The organism is Chengkuizengella axinellae (assembly GCF_030730905.1).
In the GTDB taxonomy this organism is placed as follows: domain Bacteria; phylum Bacillota; class Bacilli; order Paenibacillales; family KCTC-33759; genus Chengkuizengella; species Chengkuizengella axinellae.
This window is the reverse complement of sequence record NZ_JAVAMP010000001.1, coordinates 358,258-373,579: the sequence shown is the minus strand read 5'-3', so window position 1 is coordinate 373,579 and position 15,322 is coordinate 358,258. Positions and strand designations below refer to the sequence as shown.

Here is a 15,322-nt window from a genome sequence, read left to right as displayed (position 1 = left end):
TTTCTTAAAGCTATAATGGAAAAGTAGTTTTAAAAGTCACTTTGGTAATATTTTATGTTTATTTATACCACTGGTTTTTTAAAAAGTTTTACTTTTTGCTGAAAACGGATTGAACTTTAGGAGCTTTCATTTTGCTTTTTTGGGAATCTTGTCGATGCATTTTTATCAATTTTTAAGCAGTATATTATTTATTATTTTTCAAGTACCTTTAATCGTCCATCATTGTATCCAATGATTACCTGTTCAGCCATATTTACAAACAAACCATTCTCTACAACTCCTGGTATCATATTTAATTGAGTATGTATGATGGATGGATCTATAATTGATTCAAAATAACAATCCAAAATATAGTTACCATTGTCCGTGATAAAGATATTACTGGCATCAGATTGTCTTAATATTGTGTTGCATCTTAAATTTTGTATTTCTCTTTTTGTAACATCTAACCCAAATGGAGTCACTTCTACAGGTAAAGGGAATGAACCTAAATGATTCACTAGTTTGGATTCATCAGCTATAACAACAAATTTCTTTGAGGAATGTGCGACTATTTTTTCCCTTAGTAGTGCCCCTCCACCACCTTTAATTAAATCCAATGTTGGATTTATTTCGTCTGCTCCATCTATCGTAAGATCAATTTCATTTATTTCTGAAAATGAAACAAGTGGGATATTTAATTCTATTGCCAGTTTTTCAGTACTTTTTGAAGTAGGGATTGCCTTTATGTGCAAACCGTCTTTTACTAATTCTCCAAGCTTTTGAACTGCCCAATACGCTGTAGAACCAGTCCCTAGACCAACAACCATCCCTTCTTTTACTTGTTCAACTGCTTTTTCTCCAGCCAACTTTTTTGCGTTCATATTAACCTCCATTAGGAATCCTGTTATTATTAGTCTTCACTAGAAAATCACTTGCTTGATTATGAATAAGGCTTAGCCGCTCCAATAACCACCATTAGTTTCCTTTAGAACCTCTTTGTTACCAAAAACGCCCCTGTTTATAGATTATCTTCCCACTATTTAGGTAATAGTTTTTCTTTAAAGCCATTGGTTCGGGAGCATGCCTTGCAAACAAACAATAAGGGAAATTCTTTCCCTTATTTCATTAATTTAATCAAATAAAACAAAAATAGAGGGAATTTTTGGCCTTATTCGCATCATTTTTTTACATTTACTAAAAAAATTCTGAAATAAGGCTATTAATTTCCTCTATTTTATCTTAAATGTTATAAAATTCAAAAATAAGACCCTTCATGTCCTCTATTTCTCAATATTTTATGTTGAAATGTGGCCATTCCTAATGATGATGAAAATTTCTTGATATCGAACATAATCTTCTCTCCATAGACTCGCTTATAGGTTATGGTCCAGAAGCAATATTATCTACTAATTCTTATTATTATTTAATACACTAAATATAAGAATCCCTAAAATTGCAGCAAAGTTAATTTGATTAACCAATCTTTCATTATTTAGATTAATAGTTATACTAACATATGCTAAGGGAAAAACAATGAAGCATAAAATTATCATCATAATTTTATCTGAAGGACCCTGCATAAAAATAAAACTCCATCCTTTATAGTATAATTTAACTAGTTAATTATACTATATTATTAAAATTTATTATCATTTTTTTATTTTCTTAACTTGAAAATGATTCTCTTTCAATTTGTTATATTGAGAAGCAGGATTGGCTAGGAGATGTCGATGTAAGTGGAATAAGAGACATATACTAAATAGAGGCGGAGCTAATTATGAAGAAAATAATAATTGCAATTTTTGCAATAGTAAGTTTAGTTGGTTGTAATACTACATCAGACTTCACAGAAAATAATACTATTGACACTGGTGTTGTTTCTTTATCACAAGGGTCGATTGGGTCTCTAGATATCAACTCAAAAGAAATTTTCACTGATGTAAAGGACATAGCTACACTTACACCTACTGTAATTGTAGGTCAAGTGAAATCGGTACCTGAATCATTTGATTATAGTCAAGCTACCTTTTTTAAAGCTGAAGTAGAAATAAAAGAGATTTATCGTGATACTGAAAAAAATCTGAAAAAGGGTGATACTATTACCCTTTTACAAAATGATATTGTATCAGTCGACCCACTAGTTGAAAAAAATGAAAAAGTTCTTCTATTTTTAAAGAAATATACAGGTCCAGTGATAGAAGATGCCTATAGAACTTTAGGTTCATATCAAGGGCACTTTAGAATTAATAAAGATGGAGATATTATTGTAGTGGGGAATAAAAAAGAACATCGAATAAAAGATATAAACAGTCTGAGCCTAGAAACACTTGACGAAGTTTTGGCTGATGCCCCTTATGTTCCACTAGAGACAAACCCTATGACTAAAGAAGAGATTGAAAAAGGAAATAAAAAAGAGAAAGAGTTAGAGAAAAGATACAAAGAGGAACAGGTACAGGTACAGAACCAAAGCCATTAAGAAATTATTAATTAATGACAGTTCATTTTTAAATCAAATAGAAACTACTTATAAACATCCACTAATATCAAAAAAACTCACCTCTTATATGAAAATTACTTCATACAAGAAATGAGTTTTTTAAATATTCGTTCATTAAAATAGATATTGGACGTTTATCATAGCTTTAGTGATTTTAATATTTTTTGATCCGCTTCTACCTACTCCCCAAGATCTACATTATGATACACTTGCTGAACATCTTCCAAGTCCTCTAATGCATCAATCATTTTCTCAAATTGAGCCATAACGTCTTCTGGAAGAGTTACATCGCTTTGGGCGATCATTGTTATTTCAGCTACTGTGAATTCAGAAATACCTGCACTTCTGAACGCTTCTTGAACGGTATGGAATTGGTCAGGTTCAGCATAAACAATCACTGCATTGTCTTCACCCAAAATATCTCGAACGTCAAGATCTGCTTCCATTAATAATTCAAGCACTTCTTCTTCTGTTTTTCCTTCTATACCAATAACAGCTGTTTCATCAAACATGTAAGCGACAGATCCACTCACTCCCATATTTCCACCATTTTTATTAAATGCAGAACGTACTTCTGGCGCAGTACGATTCACGTTATTCGTTAGTGCATCTACGATAATCATAGATCCATTTGGTCCGAATCCCTCATAACGAAGCTTATCAAAGTTTTCGTCTGAGCCACCTTTTGCTTTTTCTATTGCACGATCTATAATTGCTTTAGGTACATTATACGTTTTAGCCCGTTCAAGAACGAATTTTAAAGCTTGATTTGACTCTGGATCAGGTTCGCCTTGTTTGGCTACTACATAAATTTCACGTCCAAATTTAGCATATATTTGACTTGTTTTTGCATCTTTTGATGCTTTTTTTTCTTTAATATTATTCCATTTACGACCCATAAATGTTTCACTCTCTTTCATTCTTTAAATCAAATATATTATACCTCAATTGATTCAATTATTAAAATGAATAATGATTGTCAAAACTTTAATATAAAAACGAAAACGATATGCCGACCATGTTTAAAATTCAATTTCATTCGTTGATTTTAATTCAACAAACCTGCCACCTAAAGTGTTGTTGTGATGTGCAATGATTTGCTCTGCTTTTAACACTTCTGTATCAAATGTAGAATGTCCATCCTCTACTAATACACTTTTATACCCCATACTGAAAGCACGACGACAAGTCGTATCCACACAAAAATCTGTTTGCATTCCAACTATAACTAAATTTTCTATTCCATGTTCTTGCAACTTTTCATGCAAAGCCGTTTTGTAGAATGAATCAACATAATTTTTTTGAATCACGACTTCATTATCAAATGGACCTAGCTCAGGATGGATTGGCCAGCCTTCTTTTCCTTCAATTAAATTAGGTGCCTCCGTATGTTGAATAAAAACGACAGTAGTGTTAGAGGAGCGAGCCTTTTTCAATAATTCTTTAATGTTATGTAATACTTTTTCTCCGTTATGTAATTTTCCCCCACCATATGTAAACATAATCACCTGCACATCAATAATTAATAAAGCTGTTTTGTTATCCATTATCCCATCATCCTTTTCTCATGATTTAATTTATTCATGATTTGACTTAAATGGTGTTCGTCATGTTCATTTAATTCTTCTATAAGATAAAGTAGAGAATTGGGGTTTAATTTCCTAGTAATATCTTCAAATGGCATCTCCAACAACAAATCACATAGTTTACTTCTTGTTTCAACAAACATATTAATTAGTTCAACCTTTGTATATGTTTTTCTAGCTAGTTCATATCCAAGCTGATTAAAAGAATCGAAGTCTGGAAACTCCATATTCCCCCCGTTATTAACAGCAGGAATTGTATGTCCTATGATGTATGTATCCCAATTTAACAAGTGTCCAATAATCTCACCAATAGAAGCTTTTCCCATCGCAATAGGCTCCAACCATAGTTCATCAGGCAGCATGTTTAAAGAACGTACAAAGTCAGTAAAACGATAATATTGTTTTATAGTTTCTATATAATTCATCGCAAGAATCTCCCTTAGATTAATATGAATATATTAACATGGGACACATCAAAAATCAAACGTATGTTCTATATATTTATGAATCAAATAATACATACAGTACATCTATATTTAATTCTTTAAAATCTCTTATCATGAGGTCTGAACCTTCCATGTTTTCATTTACATGGGGTAATCCTTTGAATCCAAGACATTTCATCCCTGCTTTTTGAGCTGCTATTTTTCCGTTTTCAGAATCTTCCACTACTAAACATTTTTCAGGAGCAACTTTTAATTTTTGTGCTACTCTAATAAATATAGAGGGATCTGGTTTTGAGTTTATTACTTCATCATCACACACAAATGCATCAAATAAAGTCCGCAGTTCAAATATGTCAACAACGGCATTCATCCTTCTTTTGTTCGCACTTGTGGCAATGGCTGTTTTAATATTACTCTTATTTAATTGTTCCAAAACTTCCTTAAACCCAGGAATCAATCCGATATGCTCGTAATACTGAATCTCTTTTTCTACATCATAACTTTCAATTAATTCTGAGAGACTTTGTTCTAAGTGATACTCATCTTTGATACGTTTCCAAAACTGTCTTGCACTCAAACTACCCCAACCTTTAATCTTATCTGGAGTCAAATTACATCCATACTGATTTGCTGTATCTGAAAGAAGTTGATAAGTCACAGTATGTGAATCGATAATGACACCATCCATGTCGAAAATTACAGCTTCCATTCAAATCCCCTCTACAGTCATTTAGAATGCCATCTTCAAATCTTAATTTTTTACTATAAGTCATTCGTAAATAATATGTGCACTTATTTCTTATATCAAATTTATATTTTCACGTCCTGAGAGTGCGAAGTCAATCAGAACCAGTTAATTAAACTACAAAATAAATAGTAGATAGTTTAAGAAGGTTTGAACTTCCACCGAAAAGATTAACTCTGTTAGCTAGCCAAAACCTCCAAAAGCTCTTTCACCGTCTCAACATAATAAGTAGGTTTGCAATCCGTTAATTCTTGTTTGCTTCCATAACCATACCCCACCCCAATAGAGGCAACTCCATTTTTCTCTGCCCCGATCAGGTCATGTTTTCGATCTCCAATCATTACGATATCATCTATATCCAAGTTTTCTTGTTCAATTACATGTTGAATAACCTCGGCTTTATCTTGTCTTGTTCCATCAAGATTGCTACCACCTATATAATGAAAGTATTTTTTCATTTCAAAATGCTCAAGTATTTTTTCCGCGAAAAAGGTTGGTTTTGAAGTGGCTACATACAATTGTTTATTTTGTTTCGTTAACTCCTCCAATAAGTCTACAATTCCATCATACAGTTGATTTTCATATAAACCCTTTTCTGAAAAGTATTCTCTATAAAATGATACTGCTTCCTTAGTCTGAACTTCATCGAATGAATAAAACTCCTTAAAACTCTGGTTGAGCGGTGGTCCAATAAAGGGTTCTAGTTCATCTAAATCCTTCACTTCAATATCAAATTTAGCTAAAGCATATTGAATTGATTTCGTAATCCCAATCTTGGGATCTGTTAATGTTCCGTCTAAATCAAATAATATTGTGTTAAATTCCATTCATATACACCTGCTTTTCATAGTCTCATGTTAGTATATTTCTCCTCATAAAAGATTACAATGTTATTTTTCATCTATACATTAAAAATTCAATGTAGTAATATCAAAATAATCATTATTGAAGGGTGTTGATTTGTGTGAGTGTTTACATTCGTAATTCAGATGCAGGTAGGTTTAGAAAAAAATAAAAACACTGTTAATCTAAATCACTCCTGTATCTGTGTTATTTCTAACGAACTTAATACAATTTTGAGGTTAATTCTAATTCAACTGGAGGATTAATATGAAATTTAATATAAAAGAAAATAATTATCATTTACGTTGTGAACAAAAAAAGGATGTTGATGGTATTCGCCAAGTCAATCTAGATGCCTTTAAACAAATTCAAGAAGCAAAGCTAGTTGAAGAAATTCGTAAATCAGACTTTTTTGTTCCTGAATTATCTATTGTTTGTGAGAAAAATGAACAAGAAATCGTAGGACATATTTTAATTAGCAAAATAGAAATCATTACAAAAGAAAGTGAAACCTTATCCACTTTAGGCTTGGCACCATTATCAGTAAAACCTCAATTTCAAAATCTAGGAATAGGTTCAAGGCTTATCGAGTACGGACTAGAATTAAGTAAAAGAATGAGTTTTAAACATATGTTTGTTTTAGGTCACCCTAAGTATTATCCTCGATTTGGTTTCGCTCCCACAGAACCAATGGGAATCAAATCTCCTTTTCCTGTTCCAATGGAGGTTTTTATGGGATTAGAACTTCAGAAGGGTTCATTAAAAGGAATATCTGGAGTCATTAAATACCCTCCAGCTTTTGATGTATTTTCTTAATAGGTAAAGAACTTTGACTTAACAAAGGGGACCATAGTCCCCTCTGTTAAAAGTAGGAAGATAACAAGTTCATTGTTAATAAGACCTAAACCAGTTCAAACGTTTTAATTTTTATTCACTGTATACGAAGATGAATTAATTAGGTCTAATCGCTTCAAACGTAATAGATTGATTTGCATCTTTAGGCAATTCTCCATATTTATAGTTAGATGAAATCACAATGTTTGTAAAACCTATCTTCTCTAATATCCCCTTGAATTCTTCAACCCCATACCATCTAAGAGGAAACCTTTGCAACTCAGTTTCTATTAACTTTCCATTACTCCATTTTTCATATTTTAAATATTTAATCGTGTATTGATTGAGAAAATCTACTTCTACTATTTTAGATTCTAATGTAATGACATTATGATCGGGAGTTGTCCAAGTACTAGTTGAAACTTGATTTAAATTAAAATCGGTCTGTAAAAATATATCTATAATCAGACGCCCTCCTGGTAAGAGATGTTCATAAAATGTCTGCAAAGCTTGTAATGATTCCTCACGATTTTCAAGCAGCAAAATAGAACCGGTAGGAACTATTACTGCTTCGTATTTGTTCTCTAATTTAAAATCCTGCATTTTCCCTTCATAAAGATTAGGGGTAAATCCTCTTTCTTTACATCGATCACTGCAAGATGTTAGCATTTCAGGCGAGTTATCAATCCCATCTACTAAAAATCCAGCTTCTAATAGTGGAATTAACATGCGGCCAGAGCCAACGGCTGGTTCAAGTATAGAACCGGTACAACCTTTCAATCTCTCTAAATAAAACTCTATATCACCAAAGGAATGTCCTATGGGTTTAGTAATATCGTATACTTCAGTAGCTAATGAACTGTATGAGCTAAGCATATATTTTTATATCTCCTTTTTATCTTTCTGTAATGAAATTTATAATATAGGTTGTTGATAAAATAAGTGAATATGATTTGTATAATACACATTTTTTATAGGAAATCTTCTCTGAAATAGCTTCGGCTCTTTAGCACCATTTGGGACTAACATGATTTGTTTGTATTCATTATGGGTTTCTTCTTTATGAACACCAACCCTGTTGTCAATATCTACAGTAAAATAATATAAGTATGGATGAATCCAATTAAAGTACTCTGTTTTAATGTTTGAAAACTCAGTAATCTCCTTCTGCTGATATATACTTTCTTGAAATTCTACGGCATTAAGAGGGATTCCATTCATCATCGTAATAATATTCCATTGAGGATCAATCATTACCCATTTTTCCTTCCCCTTGAGATAAGCTTCAACAACAACATGCCCTGCGCCATATGCTCTAGTTTCACAATCTTTTGTCTTAAGAGCTACTAACCTAGAAGGTATATCAATAGCATTTAAACAACTACTAAGTACACTCGAGTATTCAACACAACGAAAATTTTTCCCATTTAACGCTTCTTGTATGATTGAAATTGGATCATTTTTTTGAGGTTCATTATCACCATTATGATCCCATAGATTATGTACAAAACTAGTAACTTCTCTAACTCTTTCAATTTCACTCATTCGTAAACTTATTAAATCTTCTAAATTACTTACTTTCCTCAACCTTTGTAAATAAAGATCATCAAATTGATTCCAAATCAATTTGATGTTTTTATCCGTATTCCTTTCTTGGTTAAAATCAAGTTTTTGAATCATTAGAACCACCTCAATTTCTGTCACTCTTTTTCAACATCCATAATTTCCCTAATAATTATAGCATGTTCCATACTGATATAAATGAATGTAAATCGCTTAATTCAGTAAAAAATGATTCTTTATATGATTTTAATTCAGTATTAATGTAATTTTAAGGTTGATTAACTAAAATGTATCATGTAAACAAAAATAAAAAACAAAAAAAACCAGGGGGAAATCAAAATGAAAAAGGCATTACAAATTTTTGCGATTTTAGGAGCTATAACTGTATTTGCAGCAGCATGTACTTCCGAGGATCCGGAAATGGAACCACAGGATCAACAAGAAGAACAAGTTGAGCAAAACGAAGAAATGGATGACACAACTACTGATGAAGAAATGACAGAAGACGAAACAATTGAAGAAGGAACAACTGAAGATGAAATAACTGAAGGCGAAGCTACTGATGAAGACGTTGACACAGAAGAAGAAGCAGAAGTCGAAGCTGATGAAGATACTGATATGGAAGAAGGAGCAGAAGAAGAAGCTGCTGATGAAGAAGCTACTGAATAATCCTAAATAAACATATCATTATATAAATGTTTATAAAAAAATGATGTGACTTGCTTATTGTTCCCAATCACACTAATTTCACACTTCTCATGGATAATATATATATAGTTTAAAGCTTTAACATTAAATTCAGTCACCTTATTTCTATATATATTGGATTCGATAAGCAAGGTGTAATCATTTTTTATATAAATAAATAACGATGGATTACTTCAAATGAAGTTATTCCATCGTTATTTTATATTTTTTAACTTTCACTAAATTCAAGACGAGATATTTTCATACTTCCCCAAGATGCATATTTTACAAGGACATCAAATTCTCCTCTTTGCTGTTCGATCTCTCTTCCACTTCCTTCAGGAATATAATATTTTTCTATCCCGTACTTAACGAAAATACTGTTTCCTCTATTTTTGGTTACTTCCGCATCAACATATATATAGTCACTATCTTCGTCCTTTGGCTTGTTATAACCAATGGATACAACAGTAAAATACCCTTCTTGTTCTTCTAATCCAACAATAAGTTTATCTCCTTCATCAGGATCATCATTACCTTCCCACAACGTTTTAGGAATGTTATTAATTTCATAATTCAGTACGACATAATCACCATAAAATAGATTTCTCGGGTCAACAGGCACTGTTTTTAATCGTAATTCCTTTCCAAACCATTCAACAGAATAATTGCTTAATGCTATGGATAATATAAAACAAACTTGAAGGAGCACAACTATAGACAGCCAAACCCTCTTGGATGATTTCAAATCACTCACCTCCGTTATTGGCAAGCCATATTTTCTTCTGTTTTTGCAATATAAAATAAATTCCGAATAAAAGTCCGCCACCAAGTATAAATAAAATGGATTTTGGCATAAAACTCCATGTTAAGTTCAAATATGCTACAAGTGAACTGAATAAAAATGAGAAACTTCCTAGATTAACAGTTAATCTATTTTTATATTTAAATCCGTTCCACAACATATATACCGAGAAGAAAAACATCATAAAAATATACAGGATATCTCCAGATGGAACCAAATAATAAAATGGGAACATCATGAGCCATTCAAACCCTGTAATTAACCGGTTCTGCTTTCTTTTCAAAGCTAATGATATTAATGCAAAGATCATAAAAATCATAAAGTGAAAGATCGAAAATGGCTCAAAATCATGAAATAATACCATAAAAAAAGCAAATAAATACACAAATACTAAGCTTAACTTACGGTAGATGAAGAAAAAGAAATCTTTCGGCCAGATATCTGACAAAATATATAACAAATAAACAGGGACAAAAATCCAAATCCAAGAAATTTCAAAATCTATGAACACATATAGTGATTGAATGAATATTGAAATAGATAATAAAATAACGACGATTTCATTTCTATACTTGTATGCAAAAAATCCTAAACCTAGCGTTAGCAATACATAAGCAACAAAACTAAATTGACCATATGAAATCAAGCTAATTCCTTGTGTTACATTTAATATAACAAGCGTTAAATAAAACAAAAGTGAACTGCGATATATATAAGTTAATGCCGATCCTGCCAATCCCCAAACAATAAACGAAGTAACATCATTCGTACTTAAATGGAACATTTGTCCTGTTAAAATAATACCTGCTCCAAAGGTGACAACCCCTAATGACATAAAACAGTGACCCATAACATGTGAGCCCTTGTGAATCATTCTGTCACCATAGCCATAAAAACCTAACATGATAGCAATGATAATCAACATCTTCATCGGATTTGAAATCAAAGACCAATTTGAAGCAATGAAAGTAAGTATGCCTAGACCAACCAATAAACTAGCTAAAATAGGGAGTATTTTAAAAGAACGTTTTTCTGACTCTTGATATAAATCCAAAATCTGATCGTATTGCTCTTTTGAAATGATTTGTTTGTCGACCCATTTCAAACCTTCTTTTGTTAAAACATTTTTCATAACAACACTTCCCAAGATCATTTATTTTTCCTTACGCAACCAAATTCTAATCCCTTCATCTATTAGCCAATACAACAAACCAGTTAATCCAACAACTAACACAGCCAAAGGAAAACCACTTGTAAAAACTAAGCTAAAAATCATAAACAACGTGACGTGTAAAAAGAATGCTATAAACATTCGACTATCTTTGTATATTTCTTCAGTCACGATATCTGATAAAATAGAAATCGGTATGGCAATAACAAACAACGGAATAATTAGGGAAACCATATGAACACCCAGCACCATAGAAAAGTGTTCCATTAAGGATTCAATATCTTTATCGAGAAAAAGTGTGTATAAAACAAGCTCTATCATAACAATGAAAATTATAGTTGTGGTGCTGACAAAACATTTTCTTTTTAAAAAGTTAAACCCCAATTGAGTTAGTGATTCAGATTTAGTCAATTCACTTCCTCCTTAAATAACGATCCATTCTCTCTATATACATTTAATTTTAAGAAAACTAAGCAAAAAAAATAGTACTATCTTTTTCTAGTACCATCCCAAAAAAATCAAGAGGCTGGGACAAAACTAGTCTAAATTAATGGAGAAAAGGTTCTAATCATTGGTTTTTAATGATCAGAACTTTTTCTTTATAATAATCCCTTCGGAAATATTCGTTAATTTGCGCTCATGGCGCTGAACTTTCTTAAGTTCACTGCCATGAGCGCAAACCCTAATTCATTTTCCACTTTTTCTTTGCTCCTGACTGACATTCGAGTGAAACGTAAATTAGCCTTCAAAAATCCAAAAACTGGTTCCACATCCGTTTTTCGTCTTCCGTAAATTTCCCCTGTTTTCTCTTCTGAAAGCAGCGCTCTAGTCATTTCTTTTTGTTGTTCCCATTTTTCGTTATACATGATTTTTCGATTGTTTCCTTCTTTTGCTTTCGTACATTGGGAACGGAAAGGGCATCCGGTACAGTCCTCACATTCATAAACCTTAAACCTTCTTGTGAAACCGTTTCGATCCTTCTTCTCTGATCTGCAACGGAACGTCAATTGTTTTTCATTTGGACATGTAAAGTAATCGCCCTCTTTGTCATATTTCCAGTTAGTAATGTTGAAGGCATTTTTTTTGTAACTTCTTTTTTTCTCTTTCCGATATGTGTTAAACGTCATAAGTGGTGTACGATTACGCTTTTCCAAGACATCATGATAATTTTCCTCACTTCCGTAACCAGCATCTGCAACGATGTAGGTCGGAAGCTTAAAAAAATGCTCTTAAAATGCTCTTCAATGTAATCTAGGAATGGTAAGAACGTTCGTGTGTCAGTTGGATTGGGGAATATATCGTATGCAAGTGCATATTGACCTTCCGTCGCAATCTGTAGATTATAACCAGCTTTCAATTGTCCATTTTTCATATAATCATCTTTCATTCGCATAAATGTAGCATCCGTATCCGTCTTGGAGTAACTATTCCGGTTACCGAAGGTATTCATGTCCTGTTCATACTTTTGTTTGCGTTCCGAAAAATTTCTAAACTGTTTATGAAGTTGCTTTTGTTCTTTCCGTTTCGTTCGAAGATGTTTTCGTTCATTTACGTCCGCACTAGCTTCTATGTTTTGGTTTAATTCTTCTATTTTTTCTTCCATCTTTTCCGCAACATCTGAAAGTTCTTCTGTAGAAAGTTCCTCTGGAGTTTCACGTTTGATTTCAGGTATAATTTCGTTTTCTACGAGTTCATCATAGATTTGATTTGACTTCTCAATGAGTTGTGCGTGATACTTTTCAACTGCTTTGCGCCACACGAAGGTAAACTTATTCGCATTCGCTTCTACTTTAGTTCCATCAATAAAAATGGCTTCATTTTCAATCTGTCCTTCTTGAACAAGGTGACATCGAAACTGAACAAAGCACTCTCGAAGAAGCAACTTCACCTTGGGATGAACACGAAATCGGTTGATTGTCCGATAGCTTGGTTCATATCCTTGAGCCAACCACATCATACGTATACTGTCCTTTAAGAGCCCTTCAATTTTTCTGCCTGAGAAAACGGATTGGGTATAGGCACATAAAATAACTTTCATCATCATTCGTGGGTGGTAGGCAGGACAGCCAGTATGTTGTGTGAACTGATCGAAGGCTTGATCTGGGATTTGTTCCACAAGATCGTGAATGGAATAGGCTATATCATTTTCCTGAAGTTTAATTTCTAAATCTAGGGGCAAAACTACTTGATTCATGTTATAATTTTTAAACATAAGAACACCTCTTTTGATTATTGTGTAGGAACTTTAATTTTAACAGAGGTTGTTCTTTTTTTCTTTATCAATTGAAAAATTTAATAATAGCAGATGCCCCCGCAAACAGATTTTTGTTTATGAGGGCATCTTTAGTTTAAATTACCGGGTTTTGTCCCAGCCTCTAACTATATTTCTTAACGTATACTTTCAGTAGCTTATATTGTTTGTTTGTTTCTATTACGTTTAAAAGGAGGAGTTTTCATTAACATTGGCAATGACAAGCTAAAAATAAAACATAATATGATCCCGGAGATAAACGATTTAGTCATTGCCTGAGCAACGTATTCTTTACCTGATTGTATCAAACTGTTTTGAACTACTTCTAAATTCTGTTCTATATTTTTCAGCTGCTCGTTAATCTCACTTTCAACTTTTCGTTCAACTTCTGCTGTCATCTCTACTCCTTCAGGTAAAGCAGAAACGGAAACAGATTTCATCTCTTCCACTAACTGTTGCTTTGATTCCTCATCCAAACTTAACGTGTTCGTATCCCCTTCAAAAAAATCACCTTGCCTTTCCTCCAGTGCAGTAATAAATCCATTCTCTACTGCTGGAGCAAAATTTTGATCTTTTATCAGTTGGATCCCCTCATCTACGATATCAGAAGAGTATTGATTTAAAAAGCTTAATGTAATAGAGATAAACAAAGCTACTCCTACTGCGGCTCCTGTATTCCTTATCATTGCAAAAATGCCAGAACTAGTGGAAACTTGTTCATTAGATACGGAAGCTGTACATACAGTAACACTCGTTACCATAATAACCCCTAGCCCCATCCCTAAAATGGTTAATATCATAATAAATGTAGTCATACTAACAAAAGCATCGATCGTCGAGAGGAACCCAAACCCAACCATACATGCAATGTAACCAAATAATGTAGGAATAAAGTAACCTATCCTATCAATCAATCGACCTATAAGAGGAGCAATGATAAGCATAACTGCAGACAGAGGAGTTATTGCCAGTGATGCATCTAACGTTGTAAAATCTTTGACACGGATTAAAAAGAGCGGAAGTAAAATTAACGTACCCATTAACAAAATTCCACCAAGAAAATTGGAAATCAATCCTCCTACATATAATCTGTTTTGTAATAAAGATCGATCTAGTAAAGGAGATTGAACTTTTCTTTCTATAAGGAAAAAAGCAACACCTGTGAGTACACTAATGGTAAAATAAACAATAATTTCAGTAGATAACCAACCCATCTCTTCACCCTGTAAAATAGCATAAGTTAAGAAAAACAAACCAATACTTAACGTTAATATTCCAAATAAATCTAATTTAAATGGTTTCCTTTGCTCCTTTTGCTGACGGATTATTAAATAAATAAAAGGAAAAGTGACAATGACAATGGGCACGTTAATATAAAAAACCCATCTCCAATTAATGTATTCCGTAATTACACCGCCTAAACTTGGTCCCAAAGCTACTGCTAAAGCACCGACAGCACCCCATATTCCCATAGCCAAACCCATTTTTTCTGGTGGAACAGCTGTACGAACCAACATCATGCTTGTAGGTATAACCATAGCTCCACCAATTCCTTGTAATATTCTAAATAGGATGAGGTATTCTGCTGAAGGAGATATCCCGCATAGAAATGAACTAATCATAAATAAAATTAAACCGCTCAAAAACATATTCACACGACCTGTTAGGTCAGCCAGCTTCCCTAATGTTACCAATGTTACTGCCAAAGTTAATACGAAGGAGTTGATGATCCATGAAGCAGTACTAAGTTGGATACTATACTCATCAATAATAGTCGGAAGTGCTATATTAACAACCGTACTATCCAAAAAAACTAAGAACAAACCAATACTTACTGCGAATACTTGTTTTAAGCCTAAGTACTGTGATTCTTGTGAATTTTTCGACGCCATACAATCGGACTCCTTTAAAT

The 15,322-nt window shown here is 32.8% G+C and carries 15 protein-coding genes and 1 pseudogene; 3 read left to right on the top strand and 13 right to left on the bottom strand.

Annotated elements, in window-relative coordinates; all coding sequences use genetic code 11:
- Positions 1-191 precede the first annotated feature (191 nt).
- A complete protein-coding gene (gene rpiA, locus Q5Y73_RS01850; protein ID WP_305990145.1) occupies positions 192-863 on the bottom strand; it encodes a ribose-5-phosphate isomerase RpiA in 672 nt (223 codons plus the stop codon).
- An 896-nt stretch (positions 864-1,759) separates the two neighbouring features.
- On the opposite strand from rpiA, the gene Q5Y73_RS01845 reads away from it, so the two are divergent.
- On the top strand, positions 1,760-2,458 hold the full coding sequence (locus tag Q5Y73_RS01845) for a hypothetical protein (protein ID WP_305990144.1): 699 nt from the start codon (positions 1,760-1,762) through the stop codon (positions 2,456-2,458).
- 200 nt (positions 2,459-2,658) lie between these two features.
- Here Q5Y73_RS01845 and Q5Y73_RS01840 read toward each other — a convergent pair whose 3' ends face one another.
- The 5 genes from Q5Y73_RS01840 to Q5Y73_RS01820 form a co-directional block, all read right to left on the bottom strand.
- Positions 2,659-3,378, bottom strand: coding sequence for a YebC/PmpR family DNA-binding transcriptional regulator (locus Q5Y73_RS01840; protein ID WP_305990143.1), 720 nt, complete (start codon positions 3,376-3,378; stop codon positions 2,659-2,661).
- A gap of 123 nt (positions 3,379-3,501) precedes the next feature.
- Positions 3,502-4,026, bottom strand: a complete 525-nt coding sequence (locus Q5Y73_RS01835; RefSeq protein ID WP_305990142.1) for a cysteine hydrolase family protein — start codon at positions 4,024-4,026, stop codon at positions 3,502-3,504.
- A complete protein-coding gene (locus Q5Y73_RS01830; protein WP_305990141.1) occupies positions 4,026-4,490 on the bottom strand; it encodes a DinB family protein in 465 nt (154 codons plus the stop codon). Before Q5Y73_RS01830 ends, Q5Y73_RS01835 begins: the two co-directional genes overlap by 1 nt.
- A 76-nt stretch (positions 4,491-4,566) precedes the next feature.
- The gene (locus tag Q5Y73_RS01825) at positions 4,567-5,220 is read right to left on the bottom strand and encodes an HAD family hydrolase (RefSeq protein WP_305990140.1); all 654 of its coding nucleotides are present in this window, start codon (positions 5,218-5,220) and stop codon (positions 4,567-4,569) included.
- 215 nt (positions 5,221-5,435) lie between these two features.
- Entirely contained in the window at positions 5,436-6,083 is a 648-nt protein-coding gene (locus Q5Y73_RS01820) for an HAD family hydrolase (RefSeq protein WP_305990139.1), read from the bottom strand.
- A 283-nt stretch (positions 6,084-6,366) separates the two neighbouring features.
- On the opposite strand from Q5Y73_RS01820, the gene Q5Y73_RS01815 reads away from it, so the two are divergent.
- Positions 6,367-6,915, top strand: coding sequence for a GNAT family N-acetyltransferase (locus Q5Y73_RS01815; protein WP_305990138.1), 549 nt, complete (start codon positions 6,367-6,369; stop codon positions 6,913-6,915).
- A gap of 135 nt (positions 6,916-7,050) precedes the next feature.
- Here the strand turns inward: Q5Y73_RS01815 and Q5Y73_RS01810 are convergent, their stop codons facing one another.
- Both Q5Y73_RS01810 and Q5Y73_RS01805 read right to left on the bottom strand, forming a co-directional pair.
- Entirely contained in the window at positions 7,051-7,809 is a 759-nt protein-coding gene (locus tag Q5Y73_RS01810; protein WP_305990137.1) for a class I SAM-dependent methyltransferase, read from the bottom strand.
- A gap of 39 nt (positions 7,810-7,848) precedes the next feature.
- Positions 7,849-8,613, bottom strand: a complete 765-nt coding sequence (locus Q5Y73_RS01805; protein ID WP_305990136.1) for a transglutaminase-like domain-containing protein — start codon at positions 8,611-8,613, stop codon at positions 7,849-7,851.
- A gap of 222 nt (positions 8,614-8,835) precedes the next feature.
- Between Q5Y73_RS01805 and Q5Y73_RS01800 the strand changes: the two genes are divergently transcribed.
- Complete coding sequence (locus tag Q5Y73_RS01800) at positions 8,836-9,165, top strand: hypothetical protein (RefSeq protein WP_305990135.1); 330 nt, start codon at positions 8,836-8,838, stop codon at positions 9,163-9,165.
- Positions 9,166-9,412: 247 nt separating this feature from the next.
- Here Q5Y73_RS01800 and Q5Y73_RS01795 read toward each other — a convergent pair whose 3' ends face one another.
- The 5 genes and pseudogenes from Q5Y73_RS01795 to Q5Y73_RS01775 form a co-directional block, all read right to left on the bottom strand.
- The gene (locus Q5Y73_RS01795) at positions 9,413-9,931 is read right to left on the bottom strand and encodes a GDYXXLXY domain-containing protein (protein ID WP_305990134.1); all 519 of its coding nucleotides are present in this window, start codon (positions 9,929-9,931) and stop codon (positions 9,413-9,415) included.
- A 1-nt stretch (position 9,932) separates the two neighbouring features.
- The gene (locus Q5Y73_RS01790) at positions 9,933-11,120 is read right to left on the bottom strand and encodes a DUF2157 domain-containing protein (protein ID WP_305990133.1); all 1,188 of its coding nucleotides are present in this window, start codon (positions 11,118-11,120) and stop codon (positions 9,933-9,935) included.
- 21 nt (positions 11,121-11,141) lie between these two features.
- Complete coding sequence (locus Q5Y73_RS01785) at positions 11,142-11,570, bottom strand: hypothetical protein (protein ID WP_305990132.1); 429 nt, start codon at positions 11,568-11,570, stop codon at positions 11,142-11,144.
- A gap of 215 nt (positions 11,571-11,785) precedes the next feature.
- Positions 11,786-13,371, bottom strand: a pseudogene (locus tag Q5Y73_RS01780) (IS1182 family transposase).
- Positions 13,372-13,568: 197 nt separating this feature from the next.
- Entirely contained in the window at positions 13,569-15,302 is a 1,734-nt protein-coding gene (locus Q5Y73_RS01775; RefSeq protein ID WP_305990131.1) for an MFS transporter, read from the bottom strand.
- Positions 15,303-15,322 lie beyond the last annotated feature (20 nt).

What these genes read in the sequence shown, in the direction of transcription:
- rpiA (WP_305990145.1), bottom strand. Translation starts at nt 863, where the DNA reads ATGAACGCAAAAAAGTTGGCTGGAGAAAAAGCAGTTGAACAAGTAAAA.
- Q5Y73_RS01845 (WP_305990144.1), top strand. Translation starts at nt 1,760, where the DNA reads ATGAAGAAAATAATAATTGCAATTTTTGCAATAGTAAGTTTAGTTGGT.
- Q5Y73_RS01840 (WP_305990143.1), bottom strand. Translation starts at nt 3,378, where the DNA reads ATGGGTCGTAAATGGAATAATATTAAAGAAAAAAAAGCATCAAAAGAT.
- Q5Y73_RS01835 (WP_305990142.1), bottom strand. Translation starts at nt 4,026, where the DNA reads ATGGATAACAAAACAGCTTTATTAATTATTGATGTGCAGGTGATTATG.
- Q5Y73_RS01830 (WP_305990141.1), bottom strand. Translation starts at nt 4,490, where the DNA reads ATGAATTATATAGAAACTATAAAACAATATTATCGTTTTACTGACTTT.
- Q5Y73_RS01825 (WP_305990140.1), bottom strand. Translation starts at nt 5,220, where the DNA reads ATGGAAGCTGTAATTTTCGACATGGATGGTGTCATTATCGATTCACAT.
- Q5Y73_RS01820 (WP_305990139.1), bottom strand. Translation starts at nt 6,083, where the DNA reads ATGGAATTTAACACAATATTATTTGATTTAGACGGAACATTAACAGAT.
- Q5Y73_RS01815 (WP_305990138.1), top strand. Translation starts at nt 6,367, where the DNA reads ATGAAATTTAATATAAAAGAAAATAATTATCATTTACGTTGTGAACAA.
- Q5Y73_RS01810 (WP_305990137.1), bottom strand. Translation starts at nt 7,809, where the DNA reads ATGCTTAGCTCATACAGTTCATTAGCTACTGAAGTATACGATATTACT.
- Q5Y73_RS01805 (WP_305990136.1), bottom strand. Translation starts at nt 8,613, where the DNA reads ATGATTCAAAAACTTGATTTTAACCAAGAAAGGAATACGGATAAAAAC.
- Q5Y73_RS01800 (WP_305990135.1), top strand. Translation starts at nt 8,836, where the DNA reads ATGAAAAAGGCATTACAAATTTTTGCGATTTTAGGAGCTATAACTGTA.
- Q5Y73_RS01790 (WP_305990133.1), bottom strand. Translation starts at nt 11,120, where the DNA reads ATGAAAAATGTTTTAACAAAAGAAGGTTTGAAATGGGTCGACAAACAA.
- Q5Y73_RS01775 (WP_305990131.1), bottom strand. Translation starts at nt 15,302, where the DNA reads ATGGCGTCGAAAAATTCACAAGAATCACAGTACTTAGGCTTAAAACAA.